Origin of the sequence: Leptospira wolffii serovar Khorat str. Khorat-H2, assembly GCF_000306115.2 — a bacterium.
GTDB classification, from domain to species: domain Bacteria; phylum Spirochaetota; class Leptospiria; order Leptospirales; family Leptospiraceae; genus Leptospira_B; species Leptospira_B wolffii.
In genome coordinates, this window is the sequence record NZ_AKWX02000007.1 from 913,387 (window position 1) to 932,846 (window position 19,460).

Genomic DNA, 19,460 nt, shown 5'->3' on the forward strand with positions numbered 1-19,460 from the left:
CTTCTATGCGCGGTAGGAAGTCTAGACTTCGTTCCGGATTCACTCTGATCGAGCTCGGCGTCGTAGTCATGCTCATAGGAGTGATTCTAGGTTTAGTCATTCCTTCCGTGGCTAATCTATTCACTCCCGGAGCACAGGAAGAGGCTTTCGTTCTCCACGACGTGGTTACTTTCTGCTACAAAAGAGCAAGACTCTACCAAAAGACCGTGTATCTGCAACTTGACGTGGATACGGAGACCTATTCCGTGATCGATATAGAAAGGGACGATTCGGGGATGAAGGAAAAACCGGTCTTCAAAGAAAGAGAACTCCCTAGTTCCTCCTCGATCGTGGATATAATGGACGGTCGAGGTTATCGTTATATCAAAGGCAAGGTTCGCATTCCTTTCTCACCCCTCTCGGTCGCAGAAGACTTTTATATCCATTTAGGGCCTGATCCGGAGATCAAAAGAACTCTGGTGATCCGCCGCTACGGGGGAAAATCGGAAATCATGGACGGCGAAGCGGTCGTTCCAAAAGAGAATCTGGACTGGTACAAGCAAAATGAGACGTACGGATCGAGCCAACTCTAAGCGGTCCGGCTTCACTCTGATAGAAATGACCTTCGCATTTCTAATCGCGGCAAGCTGGATAGGGTACGTACTCATGATCGTAGCGGAAGGCGTTCGTTTGAAAAGAATTGCGGCACTGCAAACCGAGGCGGCTCATTTGGCCAAGATTAAGATGGCTCAGGTGGATTCCGCAACCTTACTCCAAACGGATACGAGTTCGGGAGATATTCCAGGATACAAGGACTGGAAATTCACCACGATCATCAAAGATGAGAATATAGACTTACTCAAACTCGCCGGAAAAGAAGGTAAGAAACCGGAAGATTTGTTGGGGGGATCCAACTCCGGGCAAAACGATTTCATCGCGAAAAGGACGGGAAACAACCAAGGATCCGCTACTGGCGGACTCATCACCGTATATCATATTTATGTAACGATAGAATATCCCACCGGGGGAGTCGATACCCAAGGAAATAAGGTCAAAGAACAGTACACCGTAGAGACCTTCAAGGCGAGAAATAACTGATGCGTTCTTTTCCTTCCAGTCGACGTAAATTCAGAAGCAGAAGATCCGGATTCACTCTTTTGGAGTTATCCATCGTCGCGGCTTTACTCGGTTCTCTGCTTGTCATGGTCTTCGGAACTTATACGGCGATCTTAAGAGTCACAAGAGATAATATTCGCTCGGAGGGAGCGGACCGGGAAAAAGCCATCTCAGCCGTGGAAAACATACGCAGTTCTCTTTCTATGGCATTCTATTTTCAAACCGAAAAGAGATTGGTATTCGTGAGTAAAAGGGATCGCAAATCCGAAGACGGAAAAAAACATCCTGGAGAAAGCACGAACGATCATTTCATCGTGTTTGCGGCCATACATCCCAACTCGGAAGAAACCGCATTGCCCGAAGTTAGAGAGGTCGAATACTTCCTACAAAAAATGGAAGGCTCCGACTTATACAAGTTGGTACGCAGAGAGGATGAGATCGTGGACAAGTTTCCATTCTCCGGGGGCCAAGAATACGTCCTACTGGAGAATGTAAAAAATCTGTCCTTCAAATTCTCCAGAACCGGATCTAAATGGGAAGAAGAATGGGATTCCAGAGAAACGAAGAATATTCCCCGACTCATTCGTATCGAACTGATCGCCAATTTAGGAAACGAGGAACGTAGATTCGAGACACTCGCCTTTCCGGGGATGCTTTTGAAATGAGCGGAAGACGGGGATTGAGTATGAAAGGAACCAGGCTTTCTCGGAGAAGGGGAGCCATAGTGATGTTACTCGTCGCAGGCATCGGTTTTGCGGCGATTGCTACGACTTTAGATTTCGCCGAAAGATCCATCGCCGATTATAAAATCTCTCAAGGAGAAATGGCGGGATTTCGTGCTCTACTTCTAGCCAAGGCGGGATTCCAGGGAGCCTTGGCGGCTTTGAGAAAAATTCCGGAAGAGCAATTGTACCAGTCCGGTATCGGACTAAGTCCGCCTCCGGTTCCTCTTGGCGGGGGAATGATCTACTATAAGCTCCAAGGCGAAGACGGCAAAATCAATCTCAACTCTATATACAATACGGATACTAAGGATATCAATCTACGAAACCAGGAGATGGCCCAACGTCTCTTGGAAAGATTGGGTATGAAAAGGGAATTACTGAATCCCCTGATCGATTGGTTGGACGACGATAACCAGGGAAATTCCGAGGCGGCTTATTACGAAAAATTAATCCCTCCCCGGAAAATCAAAAATTCATATCTTTATTCCCTTTCCGAACTCACCTCCGTGAAAGGGTTCGAACCTAAAATCGTTTACGGGTCCCAAAAGCCCCCCGATTACGACCAAAAATACTCCAAGGACTTCATGACCGACGAGGAAAAGAATCTGGTGAGCGATTCGGATTTCGTTCTCGCGAATAATCTGACGGCGTTCGTGCCATTCCAGAGGAATTACGACGATAGAATCAACTTGAATGCCGCGCCGTATTTCGTTTTAATGTCCCTATCCGATTTTATGACCCGTCAGGCAGCCTTGCAGATTATGAAGCTTAAGATCAAAAAAGGCGGCTATCTGAAAGAGGTTAAGGATCTGGACACGGTTCCCGAATTCCAAGTTCCTTCCGTGGGCGGTCTATCCCTTTATAAAGAATTGGCCGGAGAGGGAACCGACGTGTCGGGAGGAAGGATCAAAACAAAGGGCGAGATATATAGAATTACGGCAGTGGGTGAGGTTTCCATCAACTCCGCCAAAAACAAAAATTCCGACGTGTTACTGGGAAAGGTAATCGCAAGAAGAATCACCGGGATTTTTGATTTAACAAATAATATCATGCTGTATTATAGAGAAGATTAATGTTCTTATACGAAAAATTTCTTGCCTTAGATTACGGAACTAGCTCGGTTAAAGGCGCCCTCTTCCAAAGAGTCGCCGGAAATCTGACCTTATTAAGGGCGGAGACCATGCCAATCTCTCCCATGGAGGAAAGGGAATACGAAACGAATATACTTCGCTTTCTGAACACCTACTTTCCAGGAGAGAGCGCTATCCTACTCGCCTTATCTTTGGATAGACTTTTCGTGAGGGAGATCTCCATACCCCTCACGACCGAAAAAGCGGTTCGAGAGGTGATTCCTTTCGAGGTGGAAAGCCGTGTCCCGTTTCCTATGGAAACAGTGGAAGTACTCGGTTCCGTTTGGAGAATCGATCAGGAGCAATCTGACGTAATCACATATACGGCGCACCATTCCGAATTCGATACCATAGCCGCTCCCTTTGTGGATTCTACCATCGTGTTCCGGGGAATCTATGTGGATTCCGTCTGCCTGGGTTCCGTCGTTTCCAAACATTCCGGTAAGGAGATCCCGTTCTCCAATGTGGCTCAGTTGGATATAGGCGGAAAGCATACTCTACTGAATGTGATCAAGGACGGCAAGATCACACATACCCGTTTCCTTTCCTTGGGTGGAGAAGTCCTAACCGATGAAATCGCCAAGGCCTTAAAGATAGGAAAAGAAAAAGCGGAAGCTTTAAAGACGAGCATACAATTCGAGCCCTTTCATTCTCCGGAAGACGGCCTAAATCTTTTCGCAAAAGAATACAGGCTTAAAGTTGCCGATATCAAAAAGGCATTTTCCATCGCCGAAGATTTTTTCAGGTCCTTGGGCGAAGAGGCCAGAAGAAGTTTCCTCTCCCTAGGGGAAACGGAACGTCCCGAAGTATTATATATCTCCGGAGAAGGAAGTAAGATCCGGGATTTGGAAACCTTCTTAGGGGAAGATCTGGGACTGCAAGTCAGAAGATACGATTTCCTGGGAACCGATCCGGATAGATATGCTACTTGCTACGGAATGGCTTATCAGCTCATCGCCTCCAAAAAAGTTAAGGTGGATTTCTTACAGACTCCTTATGTAAAAAGGCTGAATAAGAATATCTTCGACCTATCCGTTTTTATTCCTCATCTGATTCTCGCCTCAGTATCGATTCTACTTTTCATAGGCGTATTCTTTCTCGGAATCGTATCCGATAAGCGTAAACTTACCGCCGCCAATAAAATACTTTCCGAGAAGATCAAGAGCGGTATAGGATCCAATGTGCCCGTGGACAGCGACCCCTTGGATTACGCCAAGAAACTGAGAGACGAGGCCAAGAATAGAACGGAATTATACCGAAACTACCTTTCTAAGCCTACGGTTCTGGATGTATTGTACGAACTCTCCACAAAATATCCGGATCCCGGAATGCAACCCTTCCTATTCAATAGCATTACTTACGATAACGGTCACGTCACCATACAGGGTGCGGTAAACGAAATCTCGGAGATCGGAGTGATCCAAAGATCCTTGGAAAATTCCCAGATGTTCAAGAAGGTGACTTTGGAAAATAACCGCTCAAATTACGGATTAAAAACTTATAAAGTGACTTTTACCATAAAAATGGAGGTCGCGGCCTCCGCCGGAGAATCCGAATAAAGCGGAGAAGAATTTTCTATGTGGCAAAAATTAGAACCTAGAGAAAAACTTCTATTACTCGTAGCCGCGGGACTTTTAGTCTTCGTGCTATTTTTCTTGGCCATCCAGAAAGTATATAGAATGCGCCAAGACCTGAGCGAAAGGGTCAACGATACTCCTGGGCTAGCCGTCAAGCTGGACAAAATCATCTCAGAGTATCTTTACTTCCGAGGTCTTAGCGATAAGAGTTCGGGAGGAGAAACGGACCAAAGCCAATTCTCCGCGAAACTGGAACGAATCTTTTCCGATAACGGAGTCAAGGACCGTATATCCACCATGCGTCCCATCCCGGTAAAAACCGTGGATAAAAAGGGAAAATACCAGGTAATCATATTCGATGTCAATTTCCGGGGAGTCCCTTTGGAAACGATTATGGCTGTACTATACGATATAGATAAAGGCAATAAAGTGAACGCCCGGGTGGAATATTTTCAGACGAATAAGCCCTACCAAGACAAGAACACTTACGATGTGAATATGAAAATCGCCGCTTATAGCGCTACAGGAAAATAGAATATGCCTCGGGCAAAGAAAATCGAAGAGGAAGACATCATTTCCAACGAGGAAGAAGAATTCCTCACGATGGAATTGGAGGATATTCCCGAAGATCCTAGCGAAGAGGAGAGCGCCCCCCGTTTCACTCTTAAGCAGAAACTGATCCTAATCGGAACCGGAGCATTTTCATTCCTATTCTTCCTATTCTTCCTTTTTCCGTACGAGAATATTTTACGCCAAGTATTGAGTTCTTCTTCCGGAGGCCAACCCAGTGCATTCTTCTTTCGGGAGCTGAACGTATCCATTTTATTCGGAGAAGTTTCCGCAAAATCCCTGGAAATATCCGGGCCTAGCTTGCGTATCAAAGCGAATCAGGCAAGCGTCTCCGCAGGACTCATATCCCTTCTCAGAAAGAAAGTTAACGGAGATTTCGAAGTAAACGGTTTAAAGATCGAATACGACGGAGAACCGATCGGAAGTATCACGAGCCTCGAAGGCCTCGTAAAAATCGATTCTCTCATAGCTCCGATCAGCAGGTTCAACGGAGCATTTTCCTTAAAAATGCCCGAAGGAAAAAAAGGAAATTTGTCCAATTTGCCCGAGCTTCCGGTATTGGGAAGATTGGAAAACATTATCATAAATAAGATTTCCTTAAAATCCAAATTGGACCAGGGAAATCTGGAGTTCGAAGAATTCCTGATCGATACGTCCATAGGTAGACTGGACATCCATGGAAACATGCGTCTCTCGGAAAATTTCGGAAGTTCCCAATTGAATATCCGGGTTTGTTTCGAACCCGAAAGGGATTTCGCGACCGAAAGAGAAGATATAGTGGGTATGCTGGCGCTTCTAGAAAAGAACGGAAACGAAAAATGCGTTCCTATTTCCGGTTTTGTGCAAAAGCCGGAGGTAAAGATCCCGGGTATCAACGGACCTCCCGTAGGCGGTCCGGTTCCTTAGGACTTACATTCCACTTTCATAAACCAAAAATTCGTTTTATATGAAAAAGAAGAGTAAGCCGGCTCCGGTTGTCGACGTAAAAGCTTCGACTTTTCCGAAAGCCTTACTGATCGCCATCGTCGGTTTCATAGTCCATTCTCCCTTCATATTCATTCTCGTCTTCTTTCCGTTCTCACATTACTTCTCGGGAATACTTTATGGATTTCCGAATCGGATTTATTATAGCATTCTTTTTTTTGCTTCTTTCTGCTTTCTTTTTACGTTCGTATATTGTTTTCTTTGGGGACTTTATGCGGAGAGACTGCTTCAATTATGGGAGGACGGAAAGATTGCCGCAGCCTATATCGGATTTCTGTTGAATTCGATTATCATGCTTTTTTCCGTAATATTCTCCCTGATTTTAAAGACTTACTATAGTTTCTATTTTAACGATGAGGGAGGTATCGGGGGATTATTTGTACATTTCTACCTTTATGGCACCGGACTCTTTCTCTCCTATATGACATCTTCCGCTATTTTATTAGTCGTCACCCGAAAGCTTCTTAGAATTTAATTTAAAAACTAGCCCATTAAAACCGGATTTTAAGAAATAAAAAAGCCCCGGCGGAAAATCCGACCGAGGCTTTTTCTTTAGAAAGTATCAACTTTCTAAATTTTTATCAGGAACAACCGGTAGTCGCACCGCAAGACATACACTTCAAGCAAGATCCGTTACGAACCATTTCGAAGGAACCGCATTCGGTGCAGGAATCTCCGGTATAACCTTTGATCCTGGCCATTTTAATCTCTTCCATGAGAGCCACTCCGGAAGCCGGTTTTTCCTTAATCATTTGTGAATAGGAAATAGTTTCCGGTTCGGAACGAGGAGTTTCCACGACCGAAGAAGGAGAAGGGGAAGAAACCGCCGCAGAGGAAGGTTTGTTCTGGATGGATTCGGAGGATTTTCTGGATCCGATCTCGTCTCCTCTTAAATCTTCCGGAGCCACCTGGCCCAGATCGTAACGTCCCAAGTAAGTGATTGCCAATTCTCGGAAGATGAAATCGATTACGGAAGTACTCATCTTGATATGTTTGTTTCCGGTCACGATTCCGTTCGGCTCGAACTTGAAGAAAGTGAAAGCGTCTACGAATTCTTCCAGAGGAACTCCGTGCTGCAATCCGAGAGATACGGAGATCGCAAAAGCGTTCATCAAACTTCTGAATGCGGCTCCTTCTTTATGCATATCCACGAAGATTTCTCCGATTTGGCCGTCTTCGTATTCTCCTGTGCGAAGATATACCTTATGACCGCCGACCACCGCTTTTTGGGTATAACCCGCGCGTCGGTTCGGAAGTTTGCGTCTATGAGAGATGTATTTGTAAACGATCTTCTCGGCGAACTGAGCCGGATCTTTAGAGACGGCCGCTTCCGTGATTTCTTCCTGCTCTTCCAGTTCGATTCCATTCAAGAGTTCCAGAACGGAATTTAAAGGTTGAGAGAGTTTGGATCCGTCGCGATAAAGAGCGTTCGCTTTTACCATCATCTTCCAAGAGATATAGTAAGCGTTTTTGATATCTTCTACGGTAGCGTCTTCCGGAAGGTTGATCGTTTTGGAAATCGCACCGCTGATGAAAGGCTGAGCCGCCGCCATCGTACGGATATGGGATTCGTAGGAAAGATAACGTTTACCGTATTTTCCGCACTTGTTCGCGCAATCGAATACCGGATAATCCTTCTCTTTCAGATAAGGAGCGTTCTCGATAGTCATCGTTCCGCAAACATAGTCGTTGGCCTTATTGATATCCTCTTTGGAGAATCCCAGGTATTCCAAAAGATTGAATGTGAAAGAATCGTAGGTTTCCTTAGCGATTCCCAGAGTCTTTTGTAAGAAGTCCTCGCCCAAATTGAATTTGTTGAAGGCGAAATTGATATCGAAGGCGAGGGGCAGGGAAGCTTCTACCTTCTGCAGGATCTCGTTCGTAAATCCCTTCTCCTTCAAGGTTTGAGTATTGACCACAGGAGCCCCGTTCAGAGTGGCATGTCCCTTACAATAATTGATGATGGATTCGATCTCGGAAGGAGAATATCCCAATTTGCGAAGAGCCAAAGGAACGGATTGGTTGATGATCTTGAAATAACCGCCTCCGGCTAATTTCTTGAATTTCACCAGGGCGAAGTCGGGTTCGATACCTGTAGTATCGCAATCCATGACGAGACCGATAGTTCCAGTAGGTGCGATCACGGTTACTTGAGCGTTTCTGTATCCGTGTTTTTCTCCCAGTTGTTGGGCCTTGTCGGAATCTTCCTGAGCGGCTTTTAACATATAAGAAGGGCAGAATGCAGGGTCGATTCCTACGGGCTTAATGGTTAAGCCTTCGTAATCTTCGGAAGGAGCGTTGTATGCGGCTCTTCTATGGTTACGAATCACTCGAAGCATATGCTTCTTATTCTTCTCGTATCCGGCAAAAGGTCCGAGCTCACTCGCCATTTCCGCGGAAGTAGCATAAGCAGTCATGTGCATGATGGAAGTGATCGCACCGGTAATAGCCATCGCTTCCTTGGAATCGTAAGGAATTCCCATGATCATGAGAGCGGATCCCAGGTTCGCGTATCCGAGTCCCAGAGTACGGAATTTATAGGAAAGCTCCGCGATTTCCCGGGAAGGGAATTGTGCCATGGTTACGGAAATCTCCAGAATGATGGTCCAGAGTCTGCAAAGATAACGGAAACCTTCCACGTCGAAGACCAGAGTTTCCGGATTGATGAATTTTTGCAGGTTTGCAGAAGCCAAATTACATGCTGTATTATCCAAGAACATGTATTCGGAGCAAGGGTTGGAGGCGTTGATCGCTCCATCTTCCGGACAAGTATGCCATTCGTTGATGGTAGTATGATACTGGGTTCCCGGATCCGCAGAAGCCCAAGCGGCGTAAGAAATCCTGTCCCAGAGTTCTCTCGCTCGGATCGTTTTAGAAGGCTTAGGAGATCTCTTCTCCTTATGCGCTTTCTCTTTTTCCGTTCTGTTGAACAGATGCCAAGCCTGGTCTTGCTCCACAGCGGTCATGAATTCGTTAGGCAAACGAACGGAGTTATTGCTGTTCTGACCGGAAACGGTATTGTAAGCCTCGGATTGCCAGTCGGTGGTCAATTCTTCGAAAAGAATTTCCTTATAACCTTGCTTCGCGAGATCGATGACCCGTTTGATATAATTATCCGGAATCAGAACCTTCTTAGCTTCTACGATGGCTTTCTTGAGAGCGGAGTTCTTTTTAGGTTCGAAACGATCCGCGCCTTCCATTTCATAGCAGGCTTTGATAATCGCATTCAAATGTCTGTTATTGAGCATGGACCCGGTGACAAGAGAAGCGACTTTCTTCTCTTCTTCCACTTTCCAATCCACGAAACGATCGATATCCGGGTGATCCACATCCAAGCAGACCATTTTAGCGGCCCTACGAGTGGTTCCTCCGGACTTGATCGCACCTGCGGCACGGTCTCCGATTTTCAAGAAACTCATTAAACCGGAGCTTTTTCCTCCGCCAGAAAGAGGTTCGTTTTCCGCTCTCAAATTAGAGAAATTGGTTCCGGTTCCTGAACCGTATTTAAACAGACGAGCCTCACGAACCCAAAGGTCCATGATTCCACCTTCGTTCACCAAATCGTCGTCTACGCTTTGGATGAAACAAGCATGGGGTTGGGGATGTTCATACGCTGAAGAAGATTTCACGAGCTTTGCAGTCGTAGGGTCTACATAATAATGGCCTTGGGATTTACCGTCGATTCCGTAAGCCCAATTTAAACCTGTATTGAACCATTGAGGAGAATTCGGAGCCGCCATTTGAGACGCGAGCATGTAGGCGACTTCTTCGTAGAAAATCTTAGCGCTTTCTTCGTCGGAGAAATATCCGTATTTGTATCCCCAATAAGTCCAGCAACCGGCTAGACGATGGAAAACCTCTTGTGCGGAAGTTTCTCCGCCGAAACGATCTTCCGATTTTAAGGATTCCAGCTTCTCTTTATCCGGTTCGGAGCGTTGTAACCACTCGGGAATTCCTTTCTCTTCTACCTTTTTCAGGTATTTAGGAACTCCTTTTCGGCGAAAATACTTCTGGGCCAGAATATCAACCGCTACCTGGGACCATTGCTCCGGCACTAGGATATCGTTGGCCTCAAAAACAACGGATCCGTCCGGATTCGATATCTTAGAATTACGTTTTACCCAACGCAGTTCGTTGGAAAAACCCTTATCAGGTGAAGTGAAATGTTTATTTAGCTTCATAGCATGCTCCTCAATGAAACTCCGGCAAAATATAGTGCGTTTTTTGGATTATGTCACGCTACTCTAGCTTTCCAAAAACCCCTAACACTTTTTCCCAAGGCCTTTCCGTTTTCTGGAAATTTCTTCCGACTCGGAGCCTCTAAAAATACCTATGTCTCGAAGATTTTTCATTGCCAGCCTGCCTCATTTCTAAAAACTGGATTCTGCTACCGCAACACTCCCCTTTAGCTCAGTCGGTAGAGCAAGTGACTGTTAATCACTGGGTCGCAGGTTCGAGCCCTGCAGGGGGAGCCATCCTTTTGGTAATCGCTTTCTATCCTTTCTTCGAACCAATTTTTCCGGTTACCCTTAGACCAACCTGTACCAATATTTGTTTAGTATTTCTTAAAGAATTTGGATTTTATCCTTAAATTACGATCTGAGGAGCAAACTCTCTTTCGGAAGAAATCAGAAGGAAGGCCTAAGATTTGGGAGGGAATTCCAATGAAATCCCTCCCGTGTTTGGAAGAATGATAAGTATCATCTCCGACTTATCCGCCAATATTTCCGCAGAATTAGAAGGTCACTTTCCACCAAAAACCATCGATTTTGTCGGTATAGATCGTGATTTCTCAAAAGAAGAATCCGATCTCTCACGGAAGATAAAAAGAAAAAGACACAAATTCCAAACAAAAGCTATATATGGAATGAAATCATAATTCAAAAACCAAAAGAGAAGGGACGCATCCTTCAAAAAGATTTTTCATACCAACGGTTCGAATAAGTAAACGCTCACTCACCGAAAGAAACCTTACTTTTCTCTAATGTAGAATGTGATTCATTTCTAATTTTCTTCGCAAGCATAGCTTGAGGGATAAGTCGAATCGTAGCCGTATTTTTTTCCGTTCGTCATAATTTGCTTATCATTCATCCCAAAATCATTGCATCCTAAATGGAATTACTATACCTTCCTTCGCATGTCGTTTCGAAAAATCGCGATTTTAGTTTCTTCTTTATTAGCTCTTATTCTTCTAATTGCTTTCGTCGTACCGAGTCAAAACACATCGTCCTATTCTTCTTCCAACGGTGCTATATCGGGTGGATTCTCCAGATTCGCGGGTTTTCTGGGCTTCAATAGGTCCTCTCAAGGAAGCGAAGAGGATGGGATCGTTTCTCCTTCCCTTTTAAAAAAAGAAACTCCGGACAATTTGTATTGGTTGGCGGTAGCCACTCCTACGAATCCGGCGGAGAGAAAGGCGCAAGACGAACTAAGGGAAAATTGGGCCACCTTGTACGGAAAAATCTACTCCGGCAAGGCTACTAAAGAGGAGATAGACGAATACTTCAAAGCTCAGATCAAACTGCAGGAAGACCAATTAGAACTCCTTAATATATTAGAAGAAAAGTATCCGGATAAGATCGATAACGACAAGAGAAGAATGATCGTCGCTGGAAAGGAATTATATTCAAAAAAGCTAAAAAACGTAACCGAAGAATATAAAAAATATGCAAACAACAAACCATGAATATGGAGAAGAGAATTATGAACGATCGGTCAATCAGGAGGACCGTATTCGGAGCTATTCTCGTTACGCTTTTTGTAGCGAGTACTTCCGTTTTCGGCGACCCCTATTGGGGGACATTCAAGAAGGATAGTTGCACGGCGATTTTCCCCGGAAAACGTCAATATTCGGCAATCCTTTACGGAATCCCATCGGGTCAAAGTTGGGAAACCACCTGCGCGAATATGGGAGCAACCATTAACGGTCAAGTATTTACAAAGCCTAGTCGTTGTAAGAATACCGGCTTGAATATGTGGGGAGAATTCGATCTAATCGACGATTCTTGTGAAGCGAACTGGGCCGCTACCGACGACGGCGGTGGGTACAACTGGACGCATAAAAACGACGGTTGCCAAACTTCCGGAACGTACGCAGGCAAACGTAAGTATTCTTCCCGCATTTGGAACGTAGTAGGTATCACCTGGGAAGCGGCATGTGCCCAACTTCCTATGACCATCGCAGGTAAGACTTACACTACTCCTCATCGTTGCGTTAACACCGGCTCCACAGGAATGTGGGGAGAATGGTATGTACAAGATTCCAGTTGTGAATCCGCACCTCAAGCTTACGCTCGAGGAACGCAGGACTCTCTGAAAAGAACAGGAACTCTTCCCGGCTACGTGGATCTTCATACTCACCCTATGGCGAACCTAGGCTTTGGGGGCGTAATTTTCCACGGTTCTCCTTTCGGAGATGCGACGACCGCGCTTGCGAATTGCCCTAGCGCTTCGGACGAAGGCCATTCTGCCGGACACTCCAGAGTGGAAGCGATCGTTCAAGACGATATCATCGGAGCCTTATTAGGCACGGCAAAACACGATAATAGAGGAAACCCTCTCTTCTCCTACTGGCCTGCGAATAATAGCTACACCCACCAAACCATGTATTACGAATGGATTAAGAGAGCCTATGAAGGCGGAATGAGAGCCATGGTAGTTCTCGCCGTTAACGGAGATTATATGTTCGGAGCAACGGACAACGGTCTTCCGGATATCATCAAAGGTATAGCGATCGCAACCGATCCGATCTACGATCTGAACGATATGAATACTCTGCGTCGTCAAACCCAAGCGGTCTACGATATGCAAACCTGGATCGACCAACAGAGCGGCGGTTCCGGACAAGGCTGGTTCCGTATCGTAAAAACTCCCGCCGAGGCCCAAAGCGTAATTGCGGCAGGAAAATTAGCGGTGGTTCTGGGAGCGGAAGTGGATTATCTACTGGATTGCACTCCAAGCACCTGTACGGATTCCATGATCTCTCAAGGCGTTCAGCAGCTTTATGATGCGGGTCTTAGATACATTTTCCCGATCCACTTAAAGACCAACGGATTCGGGGGAGCGGGACTCTATAATATCCTAGGCAGTGGAACCAAGTATGACTGTAAGCATTACGGTCAGGATTGTAACGTTGCGGGGCTGACTTCCTACGGACCTAAGATCATGAAAGCCTTGATGCAAAAAGGGATGATCATAGACGTAGGGCATATGTCCGCGAGATCGCTAGACGGAGCGTTGACATACGCAGAGCAGCAAGCCTATCCGGGAATCGTAACGGGACATACCGGAGTTTACGATATGGCCAATAAAACCAATCGTCATGAGGCAAATCCAACGGGAGCCGCTCTCAAACGTATCGTAAATCTGGGAGGAATGATCGGACTCATTCCTGGGCAAGGAAATCTGGATGAAGTAGGGGAGTGGAGAAATTCCGACGGAACCTATATTTCTCACGCTTGCGGTGGAACGAGTCAAACCTTCGCTCAGTCCTACCAGTATCTTCGTAATCTAATCGGAGATCCTGCATATGACGGAAGGATCGCAGTAGGAACCGACTTCAACGGTTTCGCTCATATGCCTGGTCCTCGTTACGGAACGAGAGCCTGTCCGGGAGGAACATCTACGATAGCCCAACCGGCAGCTTCCCAAGTCGTCTATCCGTTCTCTCCGGACGCTTCCATCAGACGTGCAGCCACCCTATCGGCAGCACCTTCTTTAGGAAGGCACCAATTCGGAAACAGGACTTTCGACTTTAATACGGAAGGAGCTTCTCATATAGGACTTATGCCTGATTTCTTCGAAGATCTCAGACAACAAGGACTCAAGCGCTCCGATCTAGAACCGGTCTATAGATCCGCAGACTTCTTTACCACTATGTGGCAGAATGCGGTAACCCGAGGCGCAAGCATCCAGTAAGCAAAAGGAAAAAGAAATTTGTCTTAGGCCCGCCGAACGGCGGGCCTTTTTATTTCATTCTGATAAAGGAAGAGATTCGTAAATGATTCTAAGAAAGATCAATCCAACATCTTTCGAAGTAGATTATAACGGGTCCGGGACAAAGCAACTTCTGTGGATTCTCCCAACTGGACTTTGAAATTATTTCCCTTTGTATGTAGGATCTTTTTTACTTCGGAAAGATTAATGATAAAGGATCTATGAGATCGGAAGAAGTCCGAATTCAATTCGGCTAGAACCGCCTCCATGGTCTTACGCACCAGCTCTTTCCGGCCGGACTTCAAATGGATCTCGGTGAAATTTCCCGCGGCTTCCAAATAAAGAATATCCTGAAATCGGATGACTTCCAACATTCCGTCCTTTTTCAAAGAGATACTATTCCTGCGTAGAGAATCCGTTTGGGAGGCCCTTTTCATCCTATCGATAGCCGCCAAAAATCTTTCTCTTGTGAAAGGCTTGGCCACGAAATCCAAAACGCCGAAATCGAAGGCGCTTACGGCATTTTGTTTGTCCGAAGAAATTACGATGGTATAGAAGGAATCTTTTTCGGGTAATTTCAGGATTTCATAACCGGATTGCCCTTTTAGATTGATGTCCAAAAGGAGAAGGTCGATAGGATTTTCCTGTATGCAATAGATCGCGGGAGTGAGCTCATCGAAAGTCTTGAGAGAAACTAAGTCCTTTCCGAACGCTTCTTTGCAATAATGCTGGATGGTCCTTGCCATTAGCTTATCGTCTTCGACAAGTATCGCTCGAACCATGCAGCAGATTAGAATATTAGGCTGATAGTCGGTCAATCGGAAATTCCGATTATTATGCGAAAACAAATCCGCGACGATTCACTTCCTCGAAGTCTTCTTTGAGATCTTTGCCTTAGGAAAAAGTAGAGTGAATACGGACCCTCGACCGGGCTCGCTGTCCAATATGATCTTAGCACCTAATAATTCCACCAACCTATGGACGGAATACAATCCCACACCGGTAGAACGTTCTCCTCCGGTAGGCTTAGCGGAAAGTCTGGTCAATCTAGTAAAAACGAGTTTCTTATCCGCCTCCGTGAAACCCTTTCCTTCGTCTTGGATTTGAATCTCCACAAAATCTCCCGACTCCTTCACGTGTCGAGTGCGTATAAAAATGGAACCCCCTTTGGGAGAATATTTCACCGCATTCGAAACCAAATTGTCCAAAATCCTAGCCACGGCTTTTCGATCCGAATACACCTTTAACTCGTTCGTCTCAGAGAATGTATGAAACTCTATCCCCTTCAGGGAAGCCTGGTAATTGAAGTTCTGTACTGTGGAGCGAATATAAGAGACGATATCGAAAGTTTCGTAATGCGCCTTTATATTTTCGAAGCCGGAAGCTGCGATTTCCACCAGATCGTCCACGTGACCTAGAATATTTCGGGAAGAACTCTCTATGTCCGAAAGGATCTCCTTCTTTTCCTTATCCGAAAACGACTTTAGACTCTTACGAAGAATGGTACTGATGCTCATGATCCCGGAAAGAGGGCTCTTCAAATCGTGTACCGCGATACTGATCATATCTCTCTTATTTATATCCTCCTCCCTGAGTCTTTGATTTAGCAAAAGTATCCTTTGGGTCTTGAGATAGGTATTCGCAAGTGTCAAAAACGACACCCGGTCGAAAATCAGGATTAGAAAAAAAGTGACTAACGGATTCTGTATTAGAACGGGTTCTCTGTTCCCGCTATAATAAATGAACGAGTATAGAATGGCGTAATTGATCGCATATATAGAATATTTGGTATTATCCGGAAAACGAAATAGGATCGCCACACTGAACATCGCGGCGGAGAAGAGGGAGATTTCCGGGAGTCTGGGAAAAACTACCACCGTGATACAGGTCCCGGTCAATGAGAGTAGAATCACTCCGAGTCTGGAGATAAATTTGATGCGATTCAATTCGGCCCTATGCAAACGCCCAGAATTCAAAAGCACATTCATCACTATGAATGTGCAATAGAAGATCAGGTCGAAGAAAACAAAGGAATTATCCTTAGCCCCATGAAAAGCGTCCACGAAATCGTAGGTTGCGAAAGGAAGAATGATGACCGGTAAAACCAGATAAACGTATCTAAGAACGGTGAGTATTTCCAGATACGCAATACGGGTGAATGTAGGAGCAAAATTTACGGAAGAAAGTATTTTTGCCTTTCTATATTGCCTCAGCGCAAAACGATAATTGAGTCCGAAAAACTTTTGGAGTAGCTTGCGCATATACAGTCGCAACTATCGAATTTGGAGTCGAAAAAGACTAGGGTCAATCAGAAAAAGAACGAGAGAGGGAAGGCATTAATGCGATGCATGTAGCCCTGTTGGAACGGTCCGAGTATCGTAGAAAACGTTCCATTTTTTACTCTTCCATTCTTAGGAAGAATGAGATCCTAGCATGGGAACGAATGGAGAAACGCACGGTCATAATAGATCAAAGAATCCGGAGACATTCCTTGAACCGAAAGACAGCAGTCGCCTTCCTATTATTCGTATTTTTCTTGGGTTGCTCGAACGGAGACACGAGCTCTACGGACGATACCGCGGCGACTCTTCTTTATTCCGCTTACGGGGCAAGCTTCACTCCGGTTCCTACCGGAGGCTGCACCGACTCTGCGGTGCCAACGATTTCCGTAGGAGGATCCACTGTTTTCACCGGAGCGAGCTATTATTATTATTTCTATCTGTTTACCGGAACCGGAGCTAGTAATACTTTCAGCCTAAGTTTTACCTCGGGAGAAGGAGACCTGTGGATCGGAGACGAGGGTGCCTTGCTGATTCCTACCGATTTCAGTTTAGTCGAATTCCGCAGCGAGAATATCGGGGTGGATTCCGTATCCTCCGTCAGCACGAGCCTCAACGCAAAACGTTGTATCGTGGTTCCGGTCACGGACGCCGGCTCCTTTACGCTCAACGTGCAATAGAATATCTCCCATTCGGGTTATAAAACCGCTTAGTAAATTAAAAGTTTCCGGAATTTTCTTCTTGCATTCCTTGTCCGATCATTAAACTTTCCCAGATTCTTCATTTAGGAGCAAAAATTAATGGAAGAAACTTCTGGTTCAGGCATCGGCAGTTTAATCGGGATAATAATTTATTTAGCGGTGATCGTTCTTTTCATAGTTTCCGCTTGGAAACTCTACGAAAAGGCGGGCAAACCCGGATGGGCAGCCATCGTTCCTATCTATAACCTTATCGTGCTATTGGAAATCATCGGAAGACCGACTTGGTGGGTCATCCTGTATTTTATTCCTTGCGTCGGTTTAGTCGTTTTGATCCTGAATGCGATCGACTTAGCTAAATCCTTCGGAAAATCCGCAGGTTATGGAATTCTCATAATCTTCGGTATCGGATATCCGCTACTCGCTTTCTCAGACGCTAAGTATGTGGGACCCGCTGCAAAATCAGCGTAAATCCTATCCTCAATCGGAAACCGAGCCCTCATTCGGCTCGGTTGTTCCGTTCTCTTTTTTTCGCATCCAAGCCTTGTTCTTATTCGGGATCGTTCTAACGTTTTGTGTGATTCTATCCCGCATCGTCCCTTTGGATACGGAGTCCGAACATTGGTTTACGATCTGCTGGTGGAAACATTTAACAGGATGGGACTGTCCCGGTTGCGGATTGGGTAGGGCGGTGGTTTGTTTTTTCCGGGGAGATTTTTCCAGTTCTTGGAATTACCATCCTTTCGGAATCCCCATCGCAATTTTAGGATTAATAGGAGTCTATGTTCGAAGCGGATCTAACGGTCAAGAGTGGAATCGGCTTTTGAACTCTAAGGCTATTACGGTTACTATCTGGGCCTTTGCGCTCGGAATATTCTACTGGTATATCCGAAAGCATTTCTTTTAAAATAATTCGTCGTCATTACTAGGAGGAGTCGCCGCGCGAGAAGAGGATTCCGACTTAGGACTTGCAGTCTTCTTTTGCGTCTCCCCCGATCCGGCTTTAGCCAAGTATTCTATCTTTCCTTCCGCTTCCGCAAGGATTGCCTGGCAAAGGGCTCGGAGTTCCATTCCTCTCTCGTAGGACTTAATGGACTCTTCCAAAGTGAGTTGCCCTCTTTCCAATTTCTCGGCGATCTGCTCCAATTCGGCCAGGGCTTGTTCGAAACTTATTTCAGTCTTTTTACTCATTTTATTTCACCTTGGTTTAAAACCCGGATCCGTCCCTCGGCCAAAATGACCTCTAGTTCTTCCTCTATCTCCAACTGGTTCGGAGATGTAACGACTTTTTTTCCTTTCTTTCTGACAACGGAGTATCCCCGCTTTAAAGTTCCCAAAGGAGAATATCCTTCCACCTTTCCCGCCAGAAGTTCGAATTCCTTTCTCTTTCGTTCGAGTTGGGTCTTGAACGCCGGCAAAAGTCCTGCGGAGATAGGAGTGAATCTGTTTGCGGAAGTCATAAGATTATTCTTTCCGAGCAGGTGGATTCTCGAGGTTAGCTCGTCTAACCTTTGCATCTTATCGCTTAATAAAGACTTGGGATCCTGAAAGGATCGTTTCCCGAGCAGAATCCTAAGTCTCTCTTTCAGATTGCTTGCTTGGTTTTTCAATGCGGTCTTGAGTCGGATTTCGAATTCGGTCAATTCGGATTCTATGATTTCCATTTCGGGTACCGCCATCTCTGCGGCGGCGGTAGGAGTAGGTGCAAAATGGTCCGCGGCCAAATCGGAGAGCACTGAATCTATCTGGTGTCCCACTGCGGAAATGATGGGAACTCTGGATTCGGCGAACGCGATCACCACCTTTTCGTCGTTAAACGCCATGAGATCCTCATAGCTTCCTCCTCCTCTTCCTGCTATGATCAGATCCACGTCCCATTTCGGGTCGTTCAATTCGCGGATCGCACCCACTATGGATTCGGGAGCACCGTCTCCTTGCACTAGGCAGGGAGAGATAAGAATATCCAGATTCGGAAATCTTTGTTTAGAAATGCGGATGATATCCTCTATGGCGGCCCCTGTAGGAGAAGTCGCGACTCCTATTCTCCAAGGAAAAGCGGGGAGTTTCCTCTTTCTATCCGGATCGAAAACGCCTTGTGCGGCTAACTTTCGTTTCAGCTCTTCCACTTTGAGTAGAAGGTCGCCCTGGCCTAATTCCTCCACTCGGGAGACATTCAGATTATACTGTCCCCTAGGTTCGTAAACGGAAATGGCTCCGAAGGCCTTGATCTCCATTCCGTTCTCTATAGGCTTTCCTTTGTATTTTCCGTTACTATAAGAGAAGAATGTACAAGCGACTAAGGATTTAGCATCCTTTAGATTGAAATAGATATGCCCCTGGTGGGACTTGGAATAATTAGAAACTTCTCCCTGTACCCAGATATTACGGAGTATATCCGGACCGGTTAATAATTGCTTAATGATCGCATTGACTTCCGAAACTGTGAGCGGTTTGGTTTCTTCCATCT

Annotated in this window: 18 protein-coding genes, 1 tRNA gene and 1 pseudogene; 14 read left to right on the top strand and 6 right to left on the bottom strand. The window is 45.6% G+C overall.

Features of this window, described 5'->3' with window-relative positions; genetic code table 11:
- Positions 1–5 precede the first annotated feature (5 nt).
- Genes LEP1GSC061_RS08490 through LEP1GSC061_RS08525 form a run of 8 tightly spaced genes read left to right on the top strand, consistent with a single transcriptional unit; the run spans position 6 to position 6,556 of the window.
- Entirely contained in the window at positions 6–572 is a 567-nt protein-coding gene (locus tag LEP1GSC061_RS08490; RefSeq protein WP_016544728.1) for a type II secretion system protein, read from the top strand.
- Positions 544–1,077, top strand: a complete 534-nt coding sequence (locus tag LEP1GSC061_RS08495) for a type II secretion system protein (RefSeq protein WP_016544398.1) — start codon at positions 544–546, stop codon at positions 1,075–1,077. Before LEP1GSC061_RS08490 ends, LEP1GSC061_RS08495 begins: the two co-directional genes overlap by 29 nt.
- Positions 1,077–1,760 (top strand): type II secretion system protein GspJ, encoded by a 684-nt coding sequence (locus LEP1GSC061_RS08500; protein ID WP_016544983.1) that lies wholly within the window; start codon positions 1,077–1,079, stop codon positions 1,758–1,760. Before LEP1GSC061_RS08495 ends, LEP1GSC061_RS08500 begins: the two co-directional genes overlap by 1 nt.
- Positions 1,757–2,893, top strand: a complete 1,137-nt coding sequence (locus LEP1GSC061_RS08505; RefSeq protein WP_016544203.1) for a type II secretion system minor pseudopilin — start codon at positions 1,757–1,759, stop codon at positions 2,891–2,893. The genes LEP1GSC061_RS08500 and LEP1GSC061_RS08505 overlap by 4 nt, the downstream gene beginning before the upstream one ends.
- Complete coding sequence (gene pilM, locus LEP1GSC061_RS08510) at positions 2,893–4,509, top strand: pilus assembly protein PilM (RefSeq protein WP_016544281.1); 1,617 nt, start codon at positions 2,893–2,895, stop codon at positions 4,507–4,509. The genes LEP1GSC061_RS08505 and pilM overlap by 1 nt, the downstream gene beginning before the upstream one ends.
- 18 nt (positions 4,510–4,527) lie before the next feature.
- The gene (locus LEP1GSC061_RS08515; protein WP_016544816.1) at positions 4,528–5,061 is read left to right on the top strand and encodes a hypothetical protein; all 534 of its coding nucleotides are present in this window, start codon (positions 4,528–4,530) and stop codon (positions 5,059–5,061) included.
- Positions 5,062–5,064: 3 nt separating this feature from the next.
- The gene (gene gspN, locus LEP1GSC061_RS08520; protein WP_016544389.1) at positions 5,065–6,003 is read left to right on the top strand and encodes a type II secretion system protein GspN; all 939 of its coding nucleotides are present in this window, start codon (positions 5,065–5,067) and stop codon (positions 6,001–6,003) included.
- 40 nt (positions 6,004–6,043) lie between these two features.
- Positions 6,044–6,556, top strand: a complete 513-nt coding sequence (locus LEP1GSC061_RS08525; RefSeq protein ID WP_016545009.1) for a hypothetical protein — start codon at positions 6,044–6,046, stop codon at positions 6,554–6,556.
- Between the two features lie 106 nt (positions 6,557–6,662).
- On the opposite strand, the gene LEP1GSC061_RS08530 is transcribed toward LEP1GSC061_RS08525, so the two are convergent.
- A complete protein-coding gene (locus tag LEP1GSC061_RS08530; protein WP_016544943.1) occupies positions 6,663–10,262 on the bottom strand; it encodes a vitamin B12-dependent ribonucleotide reductase in 3,600 nt (1,199 codons plus the stop codon).
- Between the two features lie 53 nt (positions 10,263–10,315).
- Positions 10,316–10,384: pseudogene (locus LEP1GSC061_RS22110) on the bottom strand (hypothetical protein); the annotation flags it as partial.
- 96 nt (positions 10,385–10,480) lie between these two features.
- Between LEP1GSC061_RS22110 and LEP1GSC061_RS08535 the strand changes: the two are divergent.
- The 3 genes from LEP1GSC061_RS08535 to LEP1GSC061_RS08550 all read left to right on the top strand — a co-directional run bounded on the left by LEP1GSC061_RS08535 (position 10,481) and on the right by LEP1GSC061_RS08550 (position 13,998).
- Positions 10,481–10,556: transfer RNA gene (locus LEP1GSC061_RS08535), tRNA-Asn, on the top strand.
- Between the two features lie 662 nt (positions 10,557–11,218).
- The gene (locus tag LEP1GSC061_RS08545) at positions 11,219–11,767 is read left to right on the top strand and encodes a hypothetical protein (RefSeq protein ID WP_016544776.1); all 549 of its coding nucleotides are present in this window, start codon (positions 11,219–11,221) and stop codon (positions 11,765–11,767) included.
- Positions 11,768–11,784: 17 nt separating this feature from the next.
- Complete coding sequence (locus LEP1GSC061_RS08550; RefSeq protein ID WP_016544852.1) at positions 11,785–13,998, top strand: membrane dipeptidase; 2,214 nt, start codon at positions 11,785–11,787, stop codon at positions 13,996–13,998.
- Positions 13,999–14,096: 98 nt separating this feature from the next.
- Here LEP1GSC061_RS08550 and LEP1GSC061_RS08555 read toward each other — a convergent pair whose 3' ends face one another.
- On the bottom strand, positions 14,097–14,834 hold the full coding sequence (locus LEP1GSC061_RS08555; RefSeq protein ID WP_016544971.1) for a LytR/AlgR family response regulator transcription factor: 738 nt from the start codon (positions 14,832–14,834) through the stop codon (positions 14,097–14,099).
- A gap of 42 nt (positions 14,835–14,876) precedes the next feature.
- A complete protein-coding gene (locus tag LEP1GSC061_RS08560; RefSeq protein ID WP_016545056.1) occupies positions 14,877–16,277 on the bottom strand; it encodes a sensor histidine kinase in 1,401 nt (466 codons plus the stop codon).
- A 230-nt stretch (positions 16,278–16,507) separates the two neighbouring features.
- Here LEP1GSC061_RS08560 and LEP1GSC061_RS08565 point away from each other — a divergent pair, with 230 nt between their 5' ends.
- From LEP1GSC061_RS08565 to LEP1GSC061_RS08575, 3 genes are all read left to right on the top strand, one after another.
- A complete protein-coding gene (locus tag LEP1GSC061_RS08565) occupies positions 16,508–16,975 on the top strand; it encodes a hypothetical protein (protein ID WP_040508279.1) in 468 nt (155 codons plus the stop codon).
- Between the two features lie 120 nt (positions 16,976–17,095).
- Positions 17,096–17,464 carry a DUF5684 domain-containing protein gene (locus LEP1GSC061_RS08570; RefSeq protein ID WP_016544380.1) on the top strand — a complete coding sequence of 123 codons (369 nt, stop codon included), beginning with the start codon at positions 17,096–17,098 and terminating at the stop codon, positions 17,462–17,464.
- A complete protein-coding gene (locus tag LEP1GSC061_RS08575; RefSeq protein WP_052006502.1) occupies positions 17,436–17,900 on the top strand; it encodes a DUF2752 domain-containing protein in 465 nt (154 codons plus the stop codon). Before LEP1GSC061_RS08570 ends, LEP1GSC061_RS08575 begins: the two co-directional genes overlap by 29 nt.
- Here LEP1GSC061_RS08575 and LEP1GSC061_RS08580 read toward each other — a convergent pair.
- Positions 17,897–18,184 carry an exodeoxyribonuclease VII small subunit gene (locus LEP1GSC061_RS08580; protein WP_016544190.1) on the bottom strand — a complete coding sequence of 96 codons (288 nt, stop codon included), beginning with the start codon at positions 18,182–18,184 and terminating at the stop codon, positions 17,897–17,899. The genes LEP1GSC061_RS08575 and LEP1GSC061_RS08580 overlap by 4 nt on opposite strands.
- A complete protein-coding gene (xseA, locus tag LEP1GSC061_RS08585; RefSeq protein ID WP_016544815.1) occupies positions 18,181–19,458 on the bottom strand; it encodes an exodeoxyribonuclease VII large subunit in 1,278 nt (425 codons plus the stop codon). The genes LEP1GSC061_RS08580 and xseA overlap by 4 nt, the downstream gene beginning before the upstream one ends.
- Positions 19,459–19,460: the final 2 nt, after the last annotated feature.